This window comes from Candidatus Rubrimentiphilum sp. (assembly GCA_035710515.1).
GTDB lineage: Bacteria > Vulcanimicrobiota > Vulcanimicrobiia > Vulcanimicrobiales > Vulcanimicrobiaceae > Rubrimentiphilum.
Map to the genome: position 1 here is coordinate 274,018 of DASTDE010000003.1, position 18,751 is coordinate 292,768.

The following is an 18,751-nucleotide window of genomic DNA, read 5'->3' on the forward strand; positions in this document are numbered from 1 at the left end:
GGGTAAAACGACGGTTGAATGGGAGTTCCGCGTAAGCCGATCCAACCGCCGACCCCCGAGCAGGCCGCTTTTTTGGAGCGGGCGATCGAGCAGTACGGCAAGGCGACCTATAATTTCGCCTACCGGCTAACGCACAACGAGGCCGATGCCCGCGACCTGACCCAGGAGGCCTTTATCCGGGTCTACCGGGCCTGGCGCTCCTTCGTGCCTGGAACCTCGTTTTTATCGTGGATCTACCGGATCGTCACGAATCTGCACCGGGACGAACTTCGGCGCAGAAAGGGACGTTACCAAGAGGAGATCCCCGAGGACAATGCGCCGCAGGAGTTCGCGGGGGGGCGCCCACTGGCCGTGTCGCCCATCGAGGACTACGTCGAGGGCCAGCTGAGCGAACCGCTCGCGCGTTCGCTGGAGCAGCTCTCAGGTGATCAGCGGCAAGTGATCGTCTTGGCGGATATCGAGGAGTACAGCTATCAGGAAATCGCCGAGATCATGGGGTGCTCGATCGGAACCGTCCGATCGAGGCTTCACCGCGCGCGGGCGTTACTTCGAAGATTAGTGCAGCGACAACTGGAGCAGAAAAAATTATGACAGAGCATCTTGCCAACCCACTCCTGATCGATTACATGCACGCAGGGCTCGCTCCGGAAGAGGACGCGCGCGTTTACGCGCATCTCGAAGCCTGCCCGGCTTGCCGCGCCGAGTACGACGCCGAATTGGCGTTGACGGACTTGCTGCGCGCCTACGCGCGCGCCGAAACGCGCGAGTTGCCGCCGATGCTCAAGGCCGAACTGTGGGAACGTATCCGTTCCGCCCAGCCCTCGCCGCTGCAAAAGATCGCCGGCTGGCTGCGCCCCGCCGTCGCTCTGCCGATGGCAGCCGCCATTGCCTTGGCCGCGTATTTTGGAACCGCTTACATGGGGCCGCGAGGCGCCGCTCCCATCGACGCCGCGTACTACTTGCAAGACCACGCCGTCTTCAATAGCACGGTGCCGTTCAGCGATCGCGCGAGCTCGAGCTCCGGGGATCTTGAAACGAGCAGCTCCGCCAAAGCTTCAAACGCCGTCGCGTTAACCGCCTCGTATATGGCGGATGCCAATCCGTAAAGCGAGTTCCGCAGCGCTCGTGCTCGCCGCGCTCCTAACGGGCGCGGCGCAGCGCACCGACCCGGCGCAGCTCCTGCGCCAGGCGGTCGATGCATACAGCAAACTTTCCTACGTCGGACAAATTCAGAACGTTGACTTCGGCAGCAGCCACGCGAACGCGGTGCTCTTCCGTATCGAGCATCGTGCGCCGGATTTCACGCGGCGCTGGTACCTCGCGCCCGATTCGCTGTACGGCGACTCGATCATCATTCGCGGAAGCATGGAGTACGACGTCGACGTCCACAAGAGCCGCATCGTCGTCGCGCGCAATAATGCGCTGGACGATCAGGTGGCCTTGGACGACAACTTCGGCATGCTGCTGCGCAACTACAAAGCCGTGATGGGGCCGGATACGAGCGTCGCGGGAAGACGAGCGGTCCAGGTGCTGTTAGTCAACAAATACACAGGCGAAACCGTGATACGGCTTTCGCTCGACGCCGAAACCAAGCTCGTGTTGGAGAAAGACCGCTTCGGCAGCAACGGCACCGTCACGAACCAAATGCGCTTCGAACAGATCCGCTACACCGCCGTCCAGCCGCAAGTCTTCGACGTGCCGTCGGGCTTCTCGCAGGTGCGTGGTCAGGATGAAGGCATCCCGTCCAACGACTTGCAAGCGCTCGTAAAGAGCGCCGGCTTCCACGCGCTTGGTCCAAAGTATTTGCCCGAGGGCTTTCTGCCCATCGCCGGCGAGGTGAACACCATCAAGGGCGTGCGCACCTTGCACTTGCTCTACTCCGACGGATTGCGCACCATATCGCTCTTTGAAAACGCGCGCGGCGCGGCCGTGGATATGAGCCGGTACACGCAGCACGGAACCAAGATTCAATCCAATGACGCGCAGTACGTTCAAGACGGCGCGATGACCCTGCTGGCATGGAACAAAGGCGGGTTGTACTTCGCGCTCGTCGGTGAGTTATCGCTTGCCGAACTGACGCGCATCGGCGGCTCAGTCTAAGTTCTCGATCTTCTCCAACAGATTGCGCTGCGCAGCAGGGACCGCGCGGTCCGGCGCACCGCTTTCTGACGTGCGATCTTCGTCGTGCACGTCGGCGATCTGCGCCACCGAGCGCGCGAGTGCGTCCAGGCCGTAACCACCCTCCAGCACGTAGGCGACTCGCCCGCCGCAAAATTCATGCGCGGTCGCGTTGATGGCGGCAGCCAGTTGCCCGGCGGCGTCCACATCGACGCCTAAATCGCCGACTATATCCCCCGCGACGTAGTCAAAGCCGGCGCTTACGATCAACAGGTCGGGCCGCGTGCGCTGCGCGGCGATGCGCAGCAGCCGTTCCCATAGCGCGACGAAGTGCTCGGTGCCGAATGCGTGCGGCGGCAGCGGCACGTTTATGATTGCGTCGCCGCCGGGAAGCACGTAGTTTTCCTCGACGCCACCGGTACCCGGATACGCCGGGTATGCGTGCGTTGAGACGTAGGAAAGCCCGTCACCGCTGACGGCCTGCGTACCGTTGCCGTGGTGATAATCGAAGTCGACCACAAGCGTGCGCGCCCCGCTCTGCGCCTGTACGGCGCGTGCCGCAATCGCCACGTTGTTGAAGACGCAGAATCCCATCCCGCGAGCGGGTTCAGCGTGGTGTCCTGGCGGGCGAACGACCGCAAAGGTTGCCTTACCATCTTGCATTGCCGTTTCGGCTGCAACGATCGCGCCGCCGGCGGCACGCAGCGCGACCGCGAATGAGTTTTCGTCTACAACGGTGTCGCCGGTTGAAAGATATCCTGCCGTGCCCTGTAACCGCGCGATCTCCGCGCGCACGAGATCGAAATATCCGCGCGTGTGAACCCGCTCGATTTCTTCTTGGGTGGCGTCTCGCGGCGCCAGCAGATCGTCCAAACCCCCGCGCCGGCGCAAGTAATCCGCAATCGCTTCAACCCGCGCGGGCGATTCCGGGAACGGAACCCCACGCAGGTGATCGCGGAAAAGCTCGTCGTAGACGACTCTCGTTAGGGTTTTTTCTTCGCCGGCGGCGCCGCTTTTTGAAGAGCGGCTACCTGAGCTTGTATCTGCTTATACTCTTTCGTTCCGGGCTTCATCATTGCTAGCAAACGCTTGAACGTACTAACCGCTTTCGCCGGCTGCTTCGTCTGACCGAACGAATAGGCTTCCATGTACAAGTACTCGGGATGCTGCTGCATGTAGCCCTTGACTTGCGTATCCAAGATCGTGAAGAGCGTGGCGGCTTCCTTGAAGTTCTTCACGCTGTAGTCGGAACCGGCGATGCAAGCCAGCGTGTCCGGATTGCGCGCCATTTGAAACGACTGCATGCAGGCCGCGCGTGCCAGTGCATACTGATGGCTTGAGACGTACACTTGGCCGAGCAGTGCATACGTTTGCCCGCTCGGCGCCACGGCTGCCAGCTGTTTCAGATAGCCCGCGGCATCGGCAGGTTTCTTTTCGCCGATCTTCAGCTGCGCGAGATCGATCAGCGCGCTGGTGTCGTTCTTGTCGATTCGTACCGCTTGGATGAACTGCGCTTCCGCTCGCGCTGTTTGACGATTCGCCATCCAGTACTCGCCGTAGGCGGTGTGCAGCGCCGAAACGTTCGGATATTGCCGGAACGCGCCCTCGAAGACGGCTTGCGCTTGAGCCGGCTGCTTGGCTGTGGCGTACATCAGTGCTTTTTGAACGATGATCGCAGCCTTCTCGTAGTCGTTGCTGCCCGCGGCAATGGCGTCGTCGAAGGCCTGCGCCGCAGCCGAAGTGTTATTCTGTTTGGCGTAGATGCTGGCGCGAAAAACGAGTGCCCGCACATTTTTCGGATCGGCCGCGATCGCGCGCTCGATCGACGTCAACGCGTTGGGCAGCGTGTTTTGCGCGACCCAGGTTTGCGCTTCCTGAATCAAAGGCGTGACGTCTTTGGGGTCCAGGAGATAGGCTTGGTCGAACTGTTTGCGCGCGTCATCCCATTTTTGCTCGGCGGCGAGAACGATGCCGAGGACGACGTACGCTGACGGCTCGGTCTTGTTGAAGGTTACGGCGCGGTTGGCGATGCGCTCGGCGTCGGCAAACCGCGGCGGCTGCGTCTTGAGATACAGCTGCGCGAGCTGGCTGAGGATCGTCAGATTGGTCGGCTCGAGGTTCGACGCGCTTTCAAGATCGGCGATTGCCGCCGGGTAATTGCCGAGCGTCTGTTGCGCCGACCCGTCCAGGAAATAGATTTGTGCCGTTTTCGTGCCGAGCTGAATCACACGCTGCGTCAGCTGGAGTGCGGCCTGCGCCGCCTGCGGCGAGCCCAATGCCAAGAACTGCGCGGCGAGCTGCGTCATCGCGTCCCGGTCGTTGGGATTCGTCTTCAGGAGCCCCTCAAGGCGTGGAATAGCAATCTGAGGCGGTTCGGGGGAGGCGGTCGGAAGCGGGGCCGGCGTCGGCGAGGGCGTTGCGGTCGCTTTGGCGGCGGCAACCAGGTCGGCGTGCGCGCTGCCGGCAGAGAAAGCAAGCGCCGAGGCAAGCGCGGCAACGAACGAGGCGACCAGTAGGATACGTTTCAAGTCTGACGTCCTTATAGAATTGCTACGGTGTTAACGCCCCAACCGGGGCGAACGTCACGCGTGAGCAGCTTTGGCCTTTTGGACCAAGAGTGTAAGCGCGGGAACGATTTGAAAAAGGTCGCCGACGACGAGCAAATCCGCGGTCTCGCCTATCGGTACCGTGCCGTCACGGTTGATCGCCACTATCGTGGCCGCCGTTTGCATCCCGACCTTGTGCTGAATCGCACCCGAGATTCCAACGGCGATGTAGAGTTGAGGGCTGACGATCTTGCCGGTCTGTCCGATCTGCAGGCTGTATGGCACCCAGCCGGCATCTGCGGCCGCTCGCGACGCGCCGACTGCGCCGCCCAGAGCATCCGCCAAGGGTTTGAGGAGGGTTTCGAACGGCTGCGGACCACCCATCCCGCGGCCACCGCTGACGACGACCGCAGCCTCCTCCAGCCCGATCTCGCCGGAAGCTTCTTCAACATCGCTCTCAATGGCCATGCCGTAGGCCTTGCCGGACGGCTTTTCAAGCGCGATGAGCTCGGCTCCGGTCGCGTGCGGGGCAGCCGCAAACGCGTTCGGCCGCACCGTAATCACGCCATAGTCGGCATTCTTGAACGCGCACGTTGTAATCGTAGACCCCTGGAGTTTGGGCGCGACGCATTGCACCTGACCGCCTTCGACGCGCAACTCGGTCACGTCGGAGGTCAGCCCCGCGTTCAGCCGTCCCGCGATCCGCCCGGCGATATCGCGGCCGAGCATCGTGTTCGGAACGAGAATCACGCACGGCCCGACGGCTTTGGCCACGGCTTCCAAGTAATCAACTTGCGGATCGAGCAAGAACTTGTCGACGTCCGCATCGTCGCTGTAATGAATCTTGTCGAGCGGATGATTTTGCAGCTGCTTTGCGAGCTCCGCGGATCCGCCGCCCACCACGACCGCATGCGCTTTGCCGCCCAGCGCATCCGCAAGCCTTTGCGCTTCCGCTGCGAGTTCGAACGTGACCTTGCGCGTTTGCGCGCCGCTGTGCTCGACGAAAACGACGACGTCGCGCATCAAACGAGCTTCCGTTCGCGCAGAAAGTCAAAGATCGCCTGTGCTCCGCTCTCGCCGTCGGCGGCTTCAACCACGCGAGCTTTTTCGCGCGCCTTCGGCGCCGCTATTGCGACAACTTCGGTTTTCGCGCCGTCGCTGCCGACGGGGCGATCGATGGCCGCATCGCTCACCGAGAGCGTGTCGATCGTTTTTTTCTTCGCGCCCATGATGCCTTTGAGCGATGCATAGCGCGGTTCGCCGACTGCCATCGTTACGGTGACGAGCGCCGGCAGCGGACCGGTCACGACTTGGTAACCGGTGTCGGTTTCGCGCTGCGCTTTGATGCGGCCGCCGCCGGCCTCCTCGATCTTGCGCACGTTCGTCAACCCGGGAACGCCAAGATATTCCGCTAGCGCGCCCGGAACGCCGCCGGTGTTGCCGTCGTCGGAAAGCGCCCCGGAAAGAATAAGATCGAAACCGATTTTCTTGAGCGCTTGCGCCATTGCATACGACGTCACTACGGCGTCGCTGCCTTCGAGCGCCGGATCACTGAGCATCACCGCGTCATCCGCACCCATTGCCAGCGCTTTGCGCAGCGTCTCTTTGGAGCTTTCGGGCGCCATCGTAAAGATCGTAACCGTGGAATCATCCGCGAGGCGCTCCTTTAATTGAAGCGCCGCTTCAATCGCGTATTCGTCGAACGGATTGAGCGCAGTCTCCACGCCCGTCCGCATGAGGCGCTTGGTCGCGGGATCGATCCGTTTCACGGCGCCGGCATCCGGCACCAACTTCACGGTCACGACGATTTTCACGCGAAAGAGCCCCTTATAAACGCACAGACCCCGGGAGGGGTTGGAAAGAACCCGGGTTCATTGGGCCTGGTGCAGGGACGCCCCTGCCGCGCCGGAATATAGCCGTCAATGAATTTAGGAATGATTCTCATATTGGCCGCGGCGGCCCTGCCGAGTCCGTCGCCGACGCCCGGAGCCGCAAGCACGGACCCGTGCGGCGGAGCGACCACGAGTTTGTTGGCGGCCTTGAATCGCCCGACGATCGGTTTCAGCGCCTGCGCCGTCAAGCCGCGCGAGAGCGTCTGGGAGCTTGGCTACAACAATCTGTCGCTGTCCGACGGCTCGCGCGCGGCGATCTACCCGCAGGGCTTCATACGCTTCGGCGCGGCGCGCAAAGTCGAGTTCGATATCATCGGCCCGCTCTACGAAGTGCAGCGCGGAGGCGCAACAACGCAGCGCGGCTTTCTGGACATGGGCGTGGGGGCGAAATATGAATACTTTCAGGACGACGCGAACGTGGCCGCAATCGATCTGCTTTACACGTTTCCAACGGGGGCGCCGGCTTTCACCGCGGGAGGTCCGCTGGCAACGATCAATTTTGACTACGGTCGTTCCCTTTCATCCGTTTCGGGCTTCGCAACGACGCTGGGCGTGCAATCTTCTTATTCACAAGACCTGAACGGACGCAGCGCGCGATTTTTTTCGGCGCTGCCTTCCGTAGCTTTCACGACGCAAACAAATCCACGCACGCAATTCTACGCCGAGGCCTACGGGCAGACGAAGATTCGTCCCGACGGCGGCACACTTTTCGGCATCAACGGGGGCATCCAGTATCTACTCGCGCCGGAGTTCGAGGTCGACGCCGAACTCGGAAGCATCGTGACCGACCTAGCTCGAGGGCACTACCTGGGAGTTGGCCTGGGCCTGCGCTTCTAGCCCGAAATGGTGTCATGGAAGCTTGACATTATGACAAGGTCACTTTACAATAGCCCCAATGCATACAATATTTCGGGGCTCCCACATGGGTCGGTTCTGGTTTTGGATGGCCGTCTACATTCTCGCGGTGATCGCGCAAGCCGCGGCCTTTAACTTCAGACTCGTCCCGTCTTGGCTCGTCATTCCGGTTGCCCTCGTTCCGATAGTTCCTGCAGTTTTTGCCGCCATCGCGGTCATAGACCGGATGCGCTTGCTGGACGAACTTCAGCGCAGCATTCAATCGGAGGGGATCCAATTCTCGTTCTTGATTACGGCAATCCTGACACTTTCTTACGGCTTCTTGGAGTCGTTTGCGCATTTTCCCAGACTATCAATGTCGCTCGTTATGCCCGTTCTGGTTTTCACTTGGGCAGTCGGACTCGCCATCGCATCGCGCCGGTATAGCTAGCTCGCAATGAAAAACATCTTACGAGTTCTACGAAGCGAACGCGGCTGGTCGCAGGCAGATTTAGGCTGCCGGCTAGACGTAAGCCGGCAAACGATAAACGCGCTGGAGACCGGAAAGTATTCACCCAGCCTTCCGCTCGCGTTCAAGATCTCCAAATTGTTCGAAAAGTCCGTCGAAGATATTTTTGATCCGGCTTCCGAGTGAAGAAACCCCTAGACGTGCTCGTCCGGCTCCGCGTGATGCGCGTCTTTTTGGTCGTCGGCGTTCGGATTTAGGTCCGTGTCGCCGTAGACCGCTTCGGCCGATTCATGCGGGTCGTTCTCGCGCTCGGTTTGGTCTTCGTCGTCGAGTCGTTCGCGTTCCATACTCATCCTTCTAGTCTGCGCGCACGCCGAGCTCGTCCAGATGCAGGCGCATCTCTTCGGGGTCGGCATACACACGATAGGCTCCGGCCTGCTCCAGTTCTTGTTGCCCGTATCCGCCGCTCAGTAATCCAACACCTAGAAAGTTCGCGCGCCGCGCCGCGAGCATGTCCCAAACACTGTCGCCGACAACCATTGTATCTACATCGCGCACGTGCAGCGCTTCGGCGGCGGCGAGAAAGAGATCGGGATCGGGCTTGGCGCGCTTTACCTTCTCGCGAGTAATAACCGGCTCGTCGTCACCGATGCCGAGCAGTTGCAGCATCGGCTGGGCCGTTTCGAGCCGGCCGCTCGTCGCGATAATATAGGGGATTTTCGCTTCCCGCAAATCCGCGAGTAATTCCCGTGCACCCGGTAATACGGAGATCGACGGCGCGCGCCGCCGGAATTCTTGCGCGTGCAGCTCAGTCAGACGCTTTACCGTGGCTTCGTCCAGGTCCATATTCAATTCACGCGTGAGCGCACGCATCATCAGGCCGCCGCTCATGCCGATGCGCCGGTGGATCCGCCAAATGGACAGATCGTAGCCGCACTCGCGCAACGCGGTATGCCACGCCATGACGTGCTGATAGACGCTGTCGACCAGCGTCCCATCGAGATCGAATATGAATGCCGCCAAGGCTTATTGCTTCTTCGGTTGGTTCACGCCGAAGATGTTTTCTTCCATCGCGCGATCGTCTTCTTGCGAATCGATCCCAGGATCCATCGCTTCATCGTGCTCGATGTCGTCGCGCTCCGGGCCGTCCAATTTCGTTTGATTCTCAGTCAGATCGTCTTGCGGTATCTCGCCGAATTCGTCTCTTGGAAGTTTCTCGTCCATGACGCGCTTCTACCCGAAAAAGGCCATGGTAGCCTCCACCGAAATGGACTTAGCCATGCGATCAAAAGCCGTCGACGCGTACCTTGGGCGCCTGAGCAGCGAGAAGCGAGCTGCGCTTGAGAGGCTGCGGAGGGCCATTAAGGCCGCAGCCCTAAGGCCGAGGAGTGCATCAGTTACCGGATGCCGGCCTTCCGCCTAAACGGAAAGCTGCTCGTCGCATATGCCGCGGCTGCGAAACACTGCGCCTTTCACGCCGGCGCGCACCCGATTCGAGTGCACAAAAGTGAGCTCAAAGCTTACGACACGCACAAAGGGACCATCCGTTTTCAGCCGGACGATCCGTTACCAATTGCACTTATTCGGAAACTTGTGAAAAGGCGAATTGCGGAGCACGCCGCCAGCCATTCATAGCCGCTTTTCCACGCGCACTATGTCTGCATCATTCACGTAAGTTAGCCGCACACGCATGCCGGGCCTGATGGCTCCGCCGCATGCATTCGCCCTATGGAATCGCCCAAGAGCTTCATAACAAGAGTAGTCAAACACGGAGCTACCCACGATGAAACTCTCGTCTTTCCCGTCACGACTGGTCTGAAAAAGTTCGACGGGTCCTTCAGCCACGTGGTATTGGCCGGAGCGATACAAGCCCAGGTTACGCTGGTAGCTGGCGTACGGCAATAGTCCGGCAATAAGAGTCCATAAGACGAAGAACGCCAGCAGCACCCACCAAGGCAGCCCGTTCGAGCGCGCTTTGCCACGCGTAATGATTAAACCAACCGTCAAAAAAACGATAGCGAGCAGAGCGGGAATGAGCTCAACCCAGTCGATCGGGTTTGTCGAGCCCAGATCAAATATCGTCTTGTACACGTGCTGCGAAGCTAACGTATTCTGGGACGGCCGAGACTTGAACTCGGACGGCCTTTCGGCCAGCAAATTTTCGCACCACTATAGCTTTCGCTACCGCCCTTTTAGGCGTTTGATGGTCCGGACTGTGCCTTGACCTTATGGCTTACGCCACGTAGGCCGCGCCCGTCCAGTCTCTACACCTTCCGCGCTTGCGGCTTGGCTCGGCGTTGGCACTTGCACATTCTGCAAAAGCGTTCACCGAATTTGAGCGCATCCCGCGGGCGGTTTCCCGGTCCGCGGCTCCAACGAAGTCTGCTGTGTCTACCTGTTCCACCACCGTCCCATAACGAAGGGGCGGTCGACTCTTATTGAATGGAGCGCCCCTTTACTGCTTGGCGGACCCGCAGGGCGCTTGGGCGGCCGCTCACAAAGTTGTGCTGAATGCTCTTTCGCGATCGCGCTGACGCCGGACGCCGGCTGGCCGAAAAGCTGTCGGCTTATGCCGGCGGCAATACGCGCGTGCTCGCGCTTCCGCGTGGCGGCGTGCCGGTCGCGTTCGAGGTGGCACGGTCATTGAACGCTCCGCTCGATGTTTTTGTGGTGCGCAAACTCGGCGTTCCCGGACATGAAGAGCTCGCCATGGGCGCAATCGCATCGGGAGGCGTGCGCGTCTTAAATGAAGACACGATCGCGCAGCTGCGCATCAGCCAAGAGACCGTCGATGCCGTCACCAAGTCTGAGCTCGGCGAGCTGAACCGGCGCGAAGCGGTTTACCGCGACGGCTTGCCTGCGCACGACGTCGCCGGCAAACCCGTCATTCTCATCGATGATGGCCTCGCAACCGGCGCGAGCATGTACGCGGCCGTCCTGGCATTGCGCGCGCGATCGCCGAGCCGCACGATTGTGGCCGTTCCGGTCGCTCCGCTCGAAACGTGCGAAGCGATTGCACGGCACGTGGACGAAATGGTCTGCGCCGAAACGCCCGAGCCGTTTCGCGGCGTCGGCGCCTGGTACCACGATTTCAGGCAAGTTGACGATGAGGAAGTGCGCCTAATGCTTCGTCGCGCGCGACCGGTGACGGACCGGGATGGCAACTGAGCGCGAAATCCACTTTGGTTCCGGTGATCGAAAGCTCACCGGAGATCTCAACATGTCCGAGCCCGCGCGTGCCTTGGTCATTTTCGCGCATGGCAGCGGCAGCGGGCGGCGCAGCCCGCGAAATCGCTTCGTCGCGTCCAGTCTCAATGAAGCCGGCATCGCAACGTTGCTCTTGGATCTGCTCACCAAAAACGAAGAACTGCTCGATGATCGCACGGCTTCGCTGCGCTTCGACATCGGCTTGCTGGCGCGTCGGATAACCGCCGTCACCGACTGGGCGCGCGGGCAAAAAGCCTTCGCGCGGATGCCGGTGGGCTATTTCGGCGCAAGCACCGGCGCCGGCGCGGCGCTTCTGGCCGCCTCCGAACGCAACGACATTTACGCCGTCGTTTCGCGCGGCGGCCGTCCCGATCTCGCCGGCGACGCACTCCGGGCTGTCCGCGCTCCTACATTACTGATTGTCGGCGCGCGAGATCCCGTCGTCTTGGAGCTGAACCGCAAAGCGGCGACGCAATTAAGCAGCCACGAGATTACCATCGTTCCCGATGCGACGCATCTCTTCGAAGAGGCGGGTATGCTCGAAGAGGTTGTTTCGCTTGCGCAGCGATGGTTTCTGCAACACCTGCCGGAACGGCGTCCGGCTTGAGCATCTTTCCAAAGAACGCCGAAGCGGCAACGGTCGAGATCGACGGCCACCGCGTCGGGCTAACCAACCTGAATAAGGTCTTCTGGCCGAAACTCGGCCTGCGCAAGCGCGACTTGCTCGAGTATTACGTGCGCATCGCGCCGGTGCTGTTGCCGCACCTGCGCGGCAAGGCCATCGTCATGAAACGCTATCCGAATGGGATCGACGGCGATTTCTTCTTCATGAAACGCACGCCGCCGTCGCGCCCCGATTGGATCAAGACCTGTCCGATCGCGCACGGCAAAGGCATCATCGACTTTCCCCTTGCGCCGGACCGCGCGGCGCTGCTGTGGCTCATTAACTTGGGATGCATCGACCTCAATCCATGGTACGCGCCTTGCGACTCGCCCGATCAGCCGGATTACTTGCACTTCGATCTCGATCCGCAGGGAGCGCCATTTTCGGCCGTGCGCGAAGCCGCGCTGATCGTAAACGATGCGCTTACCGCGCTCAAAATGACGGTCTTCGCGAAGACTTCAGGCGGTCACGGCATGCATCTCTACGTGGGAATTAAGCGCGGCCCCAAGCAGCACGAGGTGTGGGCAATTGCCAAGAGTATCGGGCATGAGCTCGCGCGCGCGCACCGCGACCTGCTCACGGTCGAGTACAAGGTGGCCAAACGCCCGCGGGGCACCGTGCTCGTGGATTACAACCAAAATGCGAGTGGGCGCACGTTAAGTAGTATTTACAGTGTTCGGCCAAATCTTTACGCTGGCGTGTCCATGCCGGTGACATGGGAGGAAGTCGAGCGCGGAATAACGCCGCAAGACTTCACCATACTAAATTCGGTTAAGCGCGTAAACCGAATTGGGGATTTGTGGGCGCCCCTTCTGCAGAAACGGGGGAGGTACAACCTTGGCGCGTTGATTAAGGAGATGGGCCTTGGCGGATAGTTCTACTCCCGACTTGTACCTGGACTATTCCGCAGCCGTTCGAGGTAATCCACATCTAACTCGTCACGCAGAATCTGGCGTGAGCGCTCGATGAGACGGCACTTCGTAAATTCGTCGGCTTCAAAGAAATAGGCTCGCAGCACCTCGAGCATTTCCAAGTCATGCATTAATTTTTCCGGGGCCGCCTTTGCCACATACTCCTCAAAATGCTGGGGCGGCACGCCGGCCGCTTTGGCGATCTTAAGCAACATCTTCGCGTTCATGCCGCGGCGCAGTAGTTGTGAAAGATAAGAGGGGTCGAACCCTACTTTTTGCGCGATAGCCTGCTTGAGGATTCCGTGGGCCCCTAATTCAATCAACTGCTCATTGACAGTGCGTGCGGGTACGGCGCGATGCCTATGGCGACGGTGGCCTCTTTGCTGCGCGGTCGCGGAGGTTGGTCGCGAGTCGGATTGGGGCACCGCGTCCTCCAATTCCCGCGCGATTCGCATGACGACTTCATGCAGTGTCGCGATGCCTTCTTCCGATAGGCTCTTCCGTGGCCGCATAAGCCCTTTGAGTTAATCGCTAAAGCGCTTTATCCTTTTTTGGGATATCCCAATAGGGGTTCTAGAGTAAACGGGTGAGCCGCAGCATCTATTCACCCCGTTATGCGGTCTTGCGCGCCCTGCTGGTCAGGGAGCGTGAAAAGCGGGGCTTCACGCAAGGCGAAGTGGCCAGACAAATGGGCCGGCCGCAATCCTTCATCAGTAAGGTGGAGTCTGGCGAGCGGCGGCTCGACGTCATAGAACTTTTCGAAATCCTTGATATCCTAGGCGTGGACCGAGCCCGCTTCATGAGGCTGATTTAGGCCCAAAGACTCGTTCGCGCGTGCCCCGCTTCGCTAACCCTTCAATTTGTTTATCATCGAATCCAGATTTTCGTCAACTTTAAGCGTCTGGCGCCGCGCGAGTTCAAAAAGTTCCCTAATCCAGTGTCCCGGGATCACGCCCGCGCGCGAGTCAACCGATGTTAATAGGTCGCCGTTGGCATTCGTAATGGCCATATTATAGAACTCAGCCATGTTCCTAATCGTGATGCGATTTTCACCAACGCGAGTGGTGACAACGTCGCCTTGAGCCAACCACGAAATGGCACCTTTTTTTGTCCTATCCAATACGAGCCGCAAAACCTCAACGGCCTTGGGATCAACAGTGCTCATTTCATCCCTACTTGGCTACGAATGTCGGCGGACACCTCGTTTAACCAATCAAGTTGATGGTATATCGACTTGTTAAACGAGGCAATGTCTGGTTCGGGCACACCTTGGCCATTCAAAAATTTTTCGACGTAATTGTCCATTTCAGTTAGCTCCGCGGCCGTACTATCAAGAAATCCCGCATGCTCCGCTTTCATCGTGGCGTGCATAGCCTTGACCGTCGCCAGCGATCGCTTTACATCAGAGTATCGCTCGTGGAGTTGGGCCCACTTCTTGTCGCGATGCATTTCCGACACGGTTTGCAGAGTTGAGGCGGCCTTCGTTAACTCGGTTAAGGTATCGTACCTGCCAAGGTCGGCACGTACCGTGCCGACAGCCTTATTTGCTGCGCTTGCTGCCGTTTCCGTTCGGTGGAGTTGAATTAGGGTAATAGCGAAGCCGAGGACAGTGATTGCCACCCCGCTTACACTTGCAACCGAATCGGCGTGCGACTTCGTTATGAGCCCGACGAAGATTACGGCTAAGAGAACGGCGATCCCCACGATGACGGCCGCAATGCCGGCCATAGCCCAAGATGATATGGGCTCGCGCAATTCCGTCTTAGTCACGTGATGCACACCTATCCGGCATCCAGGTCAACACCGTAGCGATTCCCGTCAGAACTCAAAGGAACAACGGACGGGATCGCCTTCTCCGTTTGATGGCGAACGCGATTCAGAACCTCCTCCTTGACCTGTTCACCCAAGAGAGTTGTCAACATCCATTTCGCGCCCGCGAGTTGCGCGCGGATCTCCTCCAGGTGCTGCGTCATGCCGAAATTGATTTGTTCATGATAGAAAGATTCGGTGATCCGCCTGATTACGTCGGCCGGCCGGCTGAAGTCCAGCGTTCGCGCGAGGTGCGTCTTGATTAGGTTTGAGCGACTGCGGAAGTCCCTTTCTGCGGCGCGGTCAACCAAGTCGAGGATTTCCGGCGAGAGGCGCAGAGATATAACCTGGTCGCTTTCCGTAGTTGCCATGAGTTTATTGTAGTATTTTGATTACAATAAAATCAACAAGCGCTGGCTCGCTTGTTTTGCCGCCTTTCACCTCGCCGAGCGCCATCCGTCGGGTGGTCGTCCCATTTGAGTTAAGGGGCCGGCTAGGTTGCTCCAGAAGCGACCGCTCATGAGCTGGTGGCGCGAACGACTGAGCGACAAGGCGTTCTCCGATCTTGTGGCCGCCACTATTATTGGAAGTTTTATCGCGCTAGTTCTGTGGGCTCTGGCCCAGGCTTTCGGTAGCGCGTTCTTGCAGCTCCACAATGTCGGGCCAATCCCGGGACCGCTCGCTCCGCTCCTAGTCTTTATTGCGACATTCATATTGTCATGGCTGCTTTATTTCGCCGGCCGATCCGTCGCTTGGAGGTTGAGATACGAGACGGTCACATGGATAAATCCCAACTTGCCGGGCCCGACCGCCCTACACACTGGTGGTCCCGGACAGCAGCAGATAACGCTACCTGCGCCAGAGCATTTCCAAAATATCAGTTGGGATAGGTTACGAATGACCCTAACGTACATGGGTTGTTCTCGTGACCGTCGCGACAACATCTACGCAGCACACGTTCGCGCAGTCGCAGCCTTCGCAGACAAGGAGCTAACGTTCACGCCCGGTCCAGATGCCAAGGAGATCGGACAGAACATATTTAGGCTGCCTATCCGTACCCTAAGTAGTGGTGCGGGCACCGCTATTTATGCCAGGGCCCCCGGTTTCACGATACTCGTAGTTTCAGCGGAACACATAGACCCACTAACCGGAGTCTTGACCCTCGGTATCTATTTCGCTTAAGCAGTTTCCAGGCTAGCCGTAAGAATGTCCGCATGCCCCGATAGTGTTGGCTACGCGGTAAGATAACGCCTCAATGGGTTGACGAAAATCGATGGAATCGCGGTCGCGTTACGTGCGCCAAGGTGCCCCTTAACACAACCGTTGCGACGTTTCTGCAACCAGAATCGCTCGGGGGCGACTCTCGCTTCGGTCTATTCCGTGCGCCCCAATGCTTATGCCGGCGTTTCCATGCCGGTGACGTGGAAAGAAGTCGAGCGCGGAATCGAGCCCGAGGATTTTACGATGCTCAATGCGCTCAAGCGGGTTGAGAAGCTCGGCGATCTGTGGAAGCCGCTGACGCTAGCTCGCGGCCGATTCGATCTCAAACCGTTGCTGCAGTCATAAAGATCTCTTTGGGCTCGTCCGGCATCAGATCGGAAATCCATTCGTGGCTGAACCCGCGGCGCGAACACAGCGGTAGCCGGTCTTGCCTCCCGGAAGACTGTTCTCAATCCCCGCCGGAAAATTGAGTGAGCCGTCCGGCCGGTGATCGATCGCAATCGCGTAGGTGCGCTGGTCTCCCGTCCTCACAAAGCAGTACGTGTAGCCAACAGTCAATACATCATATTGACCACGATTGACACCAAACCAAAACGAAACGTTGCCGGCGCCATTAGCATCCAAATGAAAGACCTGGCCTCCGCCAAAAGGCTGCCAGAGGTGGTTGAAAGACGCGAGCAGCACGGCGTTCTGCGTGTCGAGCGTATTGTATATTTCCGTAAAGCCCCGCGTACGCGGATGTAAGTAGACCTGGTGGTGCTGCCGCGGCAAGAATCGGGTGCCGAACACATTGACGGCGATGCCCGCAAGATCCGCTGGAGATGCCGCGATACTATGGAAATTCACGGTCACGCTGACGAACTCCATGTTCGAGCGCTGGACCTGATGGGCGACCGCAAGCGACGATTCAACGTTTATCGGCTGGTTCGCCGGTTTTATCCGTTCTTGGTACACAAAAACGTAGAATGCCCAGCCTGCAGCGATAACGAGCGCGGCGATCTCCGCGATGTGACGCCAGTGCTCGGCGCGCGACGGATGCGTGTGAACGTGATAGGAGGCCTGATCGGGGCCTCCGGGTGGTATCATGATCGCGCCTTCGAGCATGATAGTTTAAATGCCCGTTCGGGGTAAAAGGAGTTATATGGAAGCTGACCGTTTTTCGGCTGCTCACGGGCAGATCGCAATCCGGCTCGATGCACCCGGCGCAAATCGTGTACTGCTCGCGCTGGAACGGCTCGATCAGCAGAGCGGGCTCGATCCCGCACTCGCGGAGCTGCGCGAAGCCCTTAGGCAAGCTTTGGTCACGAAATCATCGGGCGACACCGACAGTGCCCCGAGCACGGAGTAAACCTAGGAGTTACACATGGCACGAAAACGCAAAACTACCCGCAAGAAAACGACCGCTCGTAAAAAAGGCAAGCGGAAGTACGGACCCAAGGCGTCACGCAAAGTTGAGCGCACGATGCACGAGATGAAGCGCGGCAAATTAAAATCGGGACGTAGCGGCAAGAAAGTTACAAGCCGGAAGCAAGCCATCGCGATCGGCCTCTCCGAGGCTCGCCGTGAAGGCGACAAAGTACCGAAGCGCAAGAAGAGCTAGTCGCTCGTCAACCTCGGCGGCGATATCTGCAACAGACTGAGGATGTGCGACAGGCGTTCCGCCAGCGGATTCTGTCCGCCTCGGAGCGCTTCGTCGCGCAATTGACGCAGCTCTTCGACTGCGCGGCTGATGTCCGGCCGGTTCATTTCGCGAAAGACTTCGCGCGCCCGGTTGAAACGGGTTTCTTCATCTTCTTCGCGCGAACGCCGCTCGAACGACGGCAGTTCGTCGGAGTGTCCCAGCACGATATCGCCGGCGATCTCGATGATTGCATCGGCGTGCACCCGCGCGCCGGTGGCGGCTAAGTCAACGTAGCGATCTTCGCGATCGTGCGCGGAGATCGCGATGAGGTTGGCCTCGACGCACAGTTCGATTAAACCGCCGACGTACGGAATGGCTTCGGTCGCCGTCTCCAGATACGCCTCGTACAGCTCTTCTTCGTCCTCTTCGGTCGCGTCGAGGTAGTAGCTCCACGCACGGCGTGCGTCGAGCACTGCCCGGAAAACATCGCTATCGCTCATACTGCGCACTTCTACGCACGACGCGCCGGTCCGCTAGTGGCGGATCAGGTAGCCTAGGAGCAGATCATTGGCTGAGACAATTGCTTTCGAATGGCCCGTGGCCGCACATGCTTCGTCGACGATGAGGGCGCCCGCGAGCAAAATGTCGGCTCGCTGCTCCGGCATCGCCGGCAGTTGTTTGCGCCGCTCGAGCGGCAATGATGCGAGCAGGTCGATCAGAGCGCTCAAGCGATCTCGGTTGAGGTTTCTGTAGGGTTTGTTGCTCCGTTCGCCCTTAATTACCGCGCAGGCAGTGCTGGCACTCCCGCCGACCGTGACCAACTGGTCGACCGCACCCAGGGAAAGCAGCGGTTGCACGTCGGCACGCGCATAATCGCGGGCCTTGCGCAATTCATCCGAGCACACGATACCACGCAAGCTCGGAAAATGCTCCGTCAAACGCACTGCACCGATCTCGCAGGAGACGTGGTCGTCCGCGGTCGCGTATTCGGTGCTTCCGCCCCCGACGTCCAGCACGCCGTAAGTTACGCCTGGCGGCAAACCGGAGATTGCGCCGGCGTACGAACAGCGCGCTTCTTCGTCGCCGCTTATGATCTCAGGTGCAGCTCCGGCGATCGCTCTTACGCGAGCGGAAAACTCTTCAGAATTGTTTGCTCGGCGTAGGGCGCTTGTGGCGATGACGCGGATGTCGGACTTATATTTCCGGACGCGTTTCACGTGCTCGCCGATCGCGTCCAGGGTACGCTGCATGGCGGCCTCTTGCAGGGCGCCACTTTCCTTTAGGCCCTCGCCGATGCGCGTGCCAATCGAGCGCTTGAATAAGACGTGCGGCTTTGGGTCGAGCTCAGCGACCAAAGCTCGCGTAGAGTTTGTGCCGATGGAGATGATGCCCGCGGGCCTCGTCAAGCTCGGCCGTGGTTCGACAAGCTCACCATGACACAGTGAAGGTCCGCCACTGC

At 59.5% G+C, this 18,751-nt stretch carries 28 protein-coding genes; 13 read left to right on the plus strand and 15 right to left on the minus strand.

Features of this window, described 5'->3' with window-relative positions; translation table 11 throughout:
- Positions 1–18 precede the first annotated feature (18 nt).
- Genes VFO29_08695 through VFO29_08705 form a run of 3 tightly spaced genes read left to right on the plus strand, consistent with a single transcriptional unit; the run spans position 19 to position 2,100 of the window.
- A complete protein-coding gene (locus VFO29_08695; GenBank protein ID HET9393576.1) occupies positions 19–591 on the plus strand; it encodes a sigma-70 family RNA polymerase sigma factor in 573 nt (190 codons plus the stop codon).
- Positions 588–1,106 (plus strand): zf-HC2 domain-containing protein, encoded by a 519-nt coding sequence (locus VFO29_08700; GenBank protein HET9393577.1) that lies wholly within the window; start codon positions 588–590, stop codon positions 1,104–1,106. Before VFO29_08695 ends, VFO29_08700 begins: the two co-directional genes overlap by 4 nt.
- Complete coding sequence (locus tag VFO29_08705) at positions 1,093–2,100, plus strand: sigma-E factor regulatory protein RseB domain-containing protein (protein ID HET9393578.1); 1,008 nt, start codon at positions 1,093–1,095, stop codon at positions 2,098–2,100. Before VFO29_08700 ends, VFO29_08705 begins: the two co-directional genes overlap by 14 nt.
- Here the strand turns inward: VFO29_08705 and VFO29_08710 are convergent.
- From VFO29_08710 to VFO29_08725, 4 genes are read right to left on the minus strand one after another with little or no spacing between them, the layout of a single operon-like run.
- On the minus strand, positions 2,092–3,066 hold the full coding sequence (locus VFO29_08710; GenBank protein ID HET9393579.1) for a histone deacetylase: 975 nt from the start codon (positions 3,064–3,066) through the stop codon (positions 2,092–2,094). The two genes, VFO29_08705 and VFO29_08710, sit on opposite strands and share 9 nt — an antisense overlap.
- Positions 3,067–3,101: 35 nt before the next feature.
- Positions 3,102–4,646, minus strand: coding sequence for a tetratricopeptide repeat protein (locus tag VFO29_08715; GenBank protein ID HET9393580.1), 1,545 nt, complete (start codon positions 4,644–4,646; stop codon positions 3,102–3,104).
- A 54-nt stretch (positions 4,647–4,700) separates the two neighbouring features.
- The gene (locus VFO29_08720) at positions 4,701–5,687 is read right to left on the minus strand and encodes an electron transfer flavoprotein subunit alpha/FixB family protein (protein ID HET9393581.1); all 987 of its coding nucleotides are present in this window, start codon (positions 5,685–5,687) and stop codon (positions 4,701–4,703) included.
- On the minus strand, positions 5,687–6,478 hold the full coding sequence (locus VFO29_08725; protein HET9393582.1) for an electron transfer flavoprotein subunit beta/FixA family protein: 792 nt from the start codon (positions 6,476–6,478) through the stop codon (positions 5,687–5,689). The genes VFO29_08720 and VFO29_08725 overlap by 1 nt, the downstream gene beginning before the upstream one ends.
- A 120-nt stretch (positions 6,479–6,598) precedes the next feature.
- Here VFO29_08725 and VFO29_08730 point away from each other — a divergent pair, with 120 nt between their 5' ends.
- From VFO29_08730 to VFO29_08740, 3 genes are all read left to right on the plus strand, one after another.
- Positions 6,599–7,393 carry a transporter gene (locus VFO29_08730; protein HET9393583.1) on the plus strand — a complete coding sequence of 265 codons (795 nt, stop codon included), beginning with the start codon at positions 6,599–6,601 and terminating at the stop codon, positions 7,391–7,393.
- A 106-nt stretch (positions 7,394–7,499) separates the two neighbouring features.
- Positions 7,500–7,841 carry a hypothetical protein gene (locus VFO29_08735; protein ID HET9393584.1) on the plus strand — a complete coding sequence of 114 codons (342 nt, stop codon included), beginning with the start codon at positions 7,500–7,502 and terminating at the stop codon, positions 7,839–7,841.
- Positions 7,842–7,847: 6 nt separating this feature from the next.
- The gene (locus VFO29_08740) at positions 7,848–8,045 is read left to right on the plus strand and encodes a helix-turn-helix transcriptional regulator (protein HET9393585.1); all 198 of its coding nucleotides are present in this window, start codon (positions 7,848–7,850) and stop codon (positions 8,043–8,045) included.
- Positions 8,046–8,053: 8 nt separating this feature from the next.
- Here VFO29_08740 and VFO29_08745 read toward each other — a convergent pair whose 3' ends face one another.
- From VFO29_08745 to VFO29_08760, 4 genes are all read right to left on the minus strand, one after another.
- Entirely contained in the window at positions 8,054–8,206 is a 153-nt protein-coding gene (locus tag VFO29_08745) for a hypothetical protein (protein ID HET9393586.1), read from the minus strand.
- Positions 8,207–8,216: 10 nt separating this feature from the next.
- Positions 8,217–8,882 (minus strand): HAD family hydrolase, encoded by a 666-nt coding sequence (locus VFO29_08750; protein ID HET9393587.1) that lies wholly within the window; start codon positions 8,880–8,882, stop codon positions 8,217–8,219.
- A gap of 3 nt (positions 8,883–8,885) precedes the next feature.
- Positions 8,886–9,083, minus strand: a complete 198-nt coding sequence (locus tag VFO29_08755) for a hypothetical protein (GenBank protein HET9393588.1) — start codon at positions 9,081–9,083, stop codon at positions 8,886–8,888.
- Between the two features lie 405 nt (positions 9,084–9,488).
- A complete protein-coding gene (locus VFO29_08760; GenBank protein HET9393589.1) occupies positions 9,489–9,950 on the minus strand; it encodes a hypothetical protein in 462 nt (153 codons plus the stop codon).
- Between the two features lie 420 nt (positions 9,951–10,370).
- On the opposite strand from VFO29_08760, the gene VFO29_08765 reads away from it, so the two are divergent.
- From VFO29_08765 to VFO29_08775, 3 genes are read left to right on the plus strand one after another with little or no spacing between them, the layout of a single operon-like run.
- Complete coding sequence (locus VFO29_08765; GenBank protein HET9393590.1) at positions 10,371–11,027, plus strand: phosphoribosyltransferase; 657 nt, start codon at positions 10,371–10,373, stop codon at positions 11,025–11,027.
- On the plus strand, positions 11,017–11,673 hold the full coding sequence (locus VFO29_08770) for an alpha/beta hydrolase (protein ID HET9393591.1): 657 nt from the start codon (positions 11,017–11,019) through the stop codon (positions 11,671–11,673). The genes VFO29_08765 and VFO29_08770 overlap by 11 nt, the downstream gene beginning before the upstream one ends.
- Positions 11,634–12,605: a hypothetical protein gene (locus VFO29_08775; GenBank protein ID HET9393592.1), complete on the plus strand. Its 972-nt coding sequence runs from the start codon at positions 11,634–11,636 to the stop codon at positions 12,603–12,605. Before VFO29_08770 ends, VFO29_08775 begins: the two co-directional genes overlap by 40 nt.
- Before the next feature lie 2 nt (positions 12,606–12,607).
- Here the strand turns inward: VFO29_08775 and VFO29_08780 are convergent, their stop codons facing one another.
- Positions 12,608–13,153, minus strand: coding sequence for a helix-turn-helix transcriptional regulator (locus VFO29_08780; protein HET9393593.1), 546 nt, complete (start codon positions 13,151–13,153; stop codon positions 12,608–12,610).
- Between the two features lie 74 nt (positions 13,154–13,227).
- Here VFO29_08780 and VFO29_08785 point away from each other — a divergent pair, with 74 nt between their 5' ends.
- Entirely contained in the window at positions 13,228–13,455 is a 228-nt protein-coding gene (locus tag VFO29_08785; GenBank protein ID HET9393594.1) for a helix-turn-helix transcriptional regulator, read from the plus strand.
- A gap of 33 nt (positions 13,456–13,488) precedes the next feature.
- On the opposite strand, the gene VFO29_08790 is transcribed toward VFO29_08785, so the two are convergent.
- From VFO29_08790 to VFO29_08800, 3 genes are read right to left on the minus strand one after another with little or no spacing between them, the layout of a single operon-like run.
- Entirely contained in the window at positions 13,489–13,806 is a 318-nt protein-coding gene (locus VFO29_08790) for a hypothetical protein (protein ID HET9393595.1), read from the minus strand.
- A complete protein-coding gene (locus tag VFO29_08795) occupies positions 13,803–14,369 on the minus strand; it encodes a hypothetical protein (protein ID HET9393596.1) in 567 nt (188 codons plus the stop codon). Before VFO29_08795 ends, VFO29_08790 begins: the two co-directional genes overlap by 4 nt.
- 53 nt (positions 14,370–14,422) lie before the next feature.
- The gene (locus VFO29_08800) at positions 14,423–14,821 is read right to left on the minus strand and encodes a hypothetical protein (protein ID HET9393597.1); all 399 of its coding nucleotides are present in this window, start codon (positions 14,819–14,821) and stop codon (positions 14,423–14,425) included.
- A 952-nt stretch (positions 14,822–15,773) separates the two neighbouring features.
- On the opposite strand from VFO29_08800, the gene VFO29_08805 reads away from it, so the two are divergent.
- Positions 15,774–16,016 (plus strand): hypothetical protein, encoded by a 243-nt coding sequence (locus tag VFO29_08805; protein ID HET9393598.1) that lies wholly within the window; start codon positions 15,774–15,776, stop codon positions 16,014–16,016.
- A 24-nt stretch (positions 16,017–16,040) separates the two neighbouring features.
- Here VFO29_08805 and VFO29_08810 read toward each other — a convergent pair whose 3' ends face one another.
- Positions 16,041–16,757 carry a hypothetical protein gene (locus VFO29_08810; protein HET9393599.1) on the minus strand — a complete coding sequence of 239 codons (717 nt, stop codon included), beginning with the start codon at positions 16,755–16,757 and terminating at the stop codon, positions 16,041–16,043.
- A gap of 55 nt (positions 16,758–16,812) precedes the next feature.
- On the opposite strand from VFO29_08810, the gene VFO29_08815 reads away from it, so the two are divergent.
- Positions 16,813–17,019: a hypothetical protein gene (locus VFO29_08815; GenBank protein ID HET9393600.1), complete on the plus strand. Its 207-nt coding sequence runs from the start codon at positions 16,813–16,815 to the stop codon at positions 17,017–17,019.
- 15 nt (positions 17,020–17,034) lie between these two features.
- A complete protein-coding gene (locus VFO29_08820) occupies positions 17,035–17,271 on the plus strand; it encodes a DUF6496 domain-containing protein (protein ID HET9393601.1) in 237 nt (78 codons plus the stop codon).
- On the opposite strand, the gene VFO29_08825 is transcribed toward VFO29_08820, so the two are convergent.
- Together VFO29_08825 and VFO29_08830 are read right to left on the minus strand one after the other, a co-directional pair.
- Positions 17,268–17,792, minus strand: coding sequence for a hypothetical protein (locus tag VFO29_08825; GenBank protein ID HET9393602.1), 525 nt, complete (start codon positions 17,790–17,792; stop codon positions 17,268–17,270). The genes VFO29_08820 and VFO29_08825 overlap by 4 nt on opposite strands.
- Before the next feature lie 33 nt (positions 17,793–17,825).
- The gene (locus tag VFO29_08830) at positions 17,826–18,698 is read right to left on the minus strand and encodes a hypothetical protein (GenBank protein ID HET9393603.1); all 873 of its coding nucleotides are present in this window, start codon (positions 18,696–18,698) and stop codon (positions 17,826–17,828) included.
- Between the last annotated feature and the right edge of the window lie 53 nt (positions 18,699–18,751).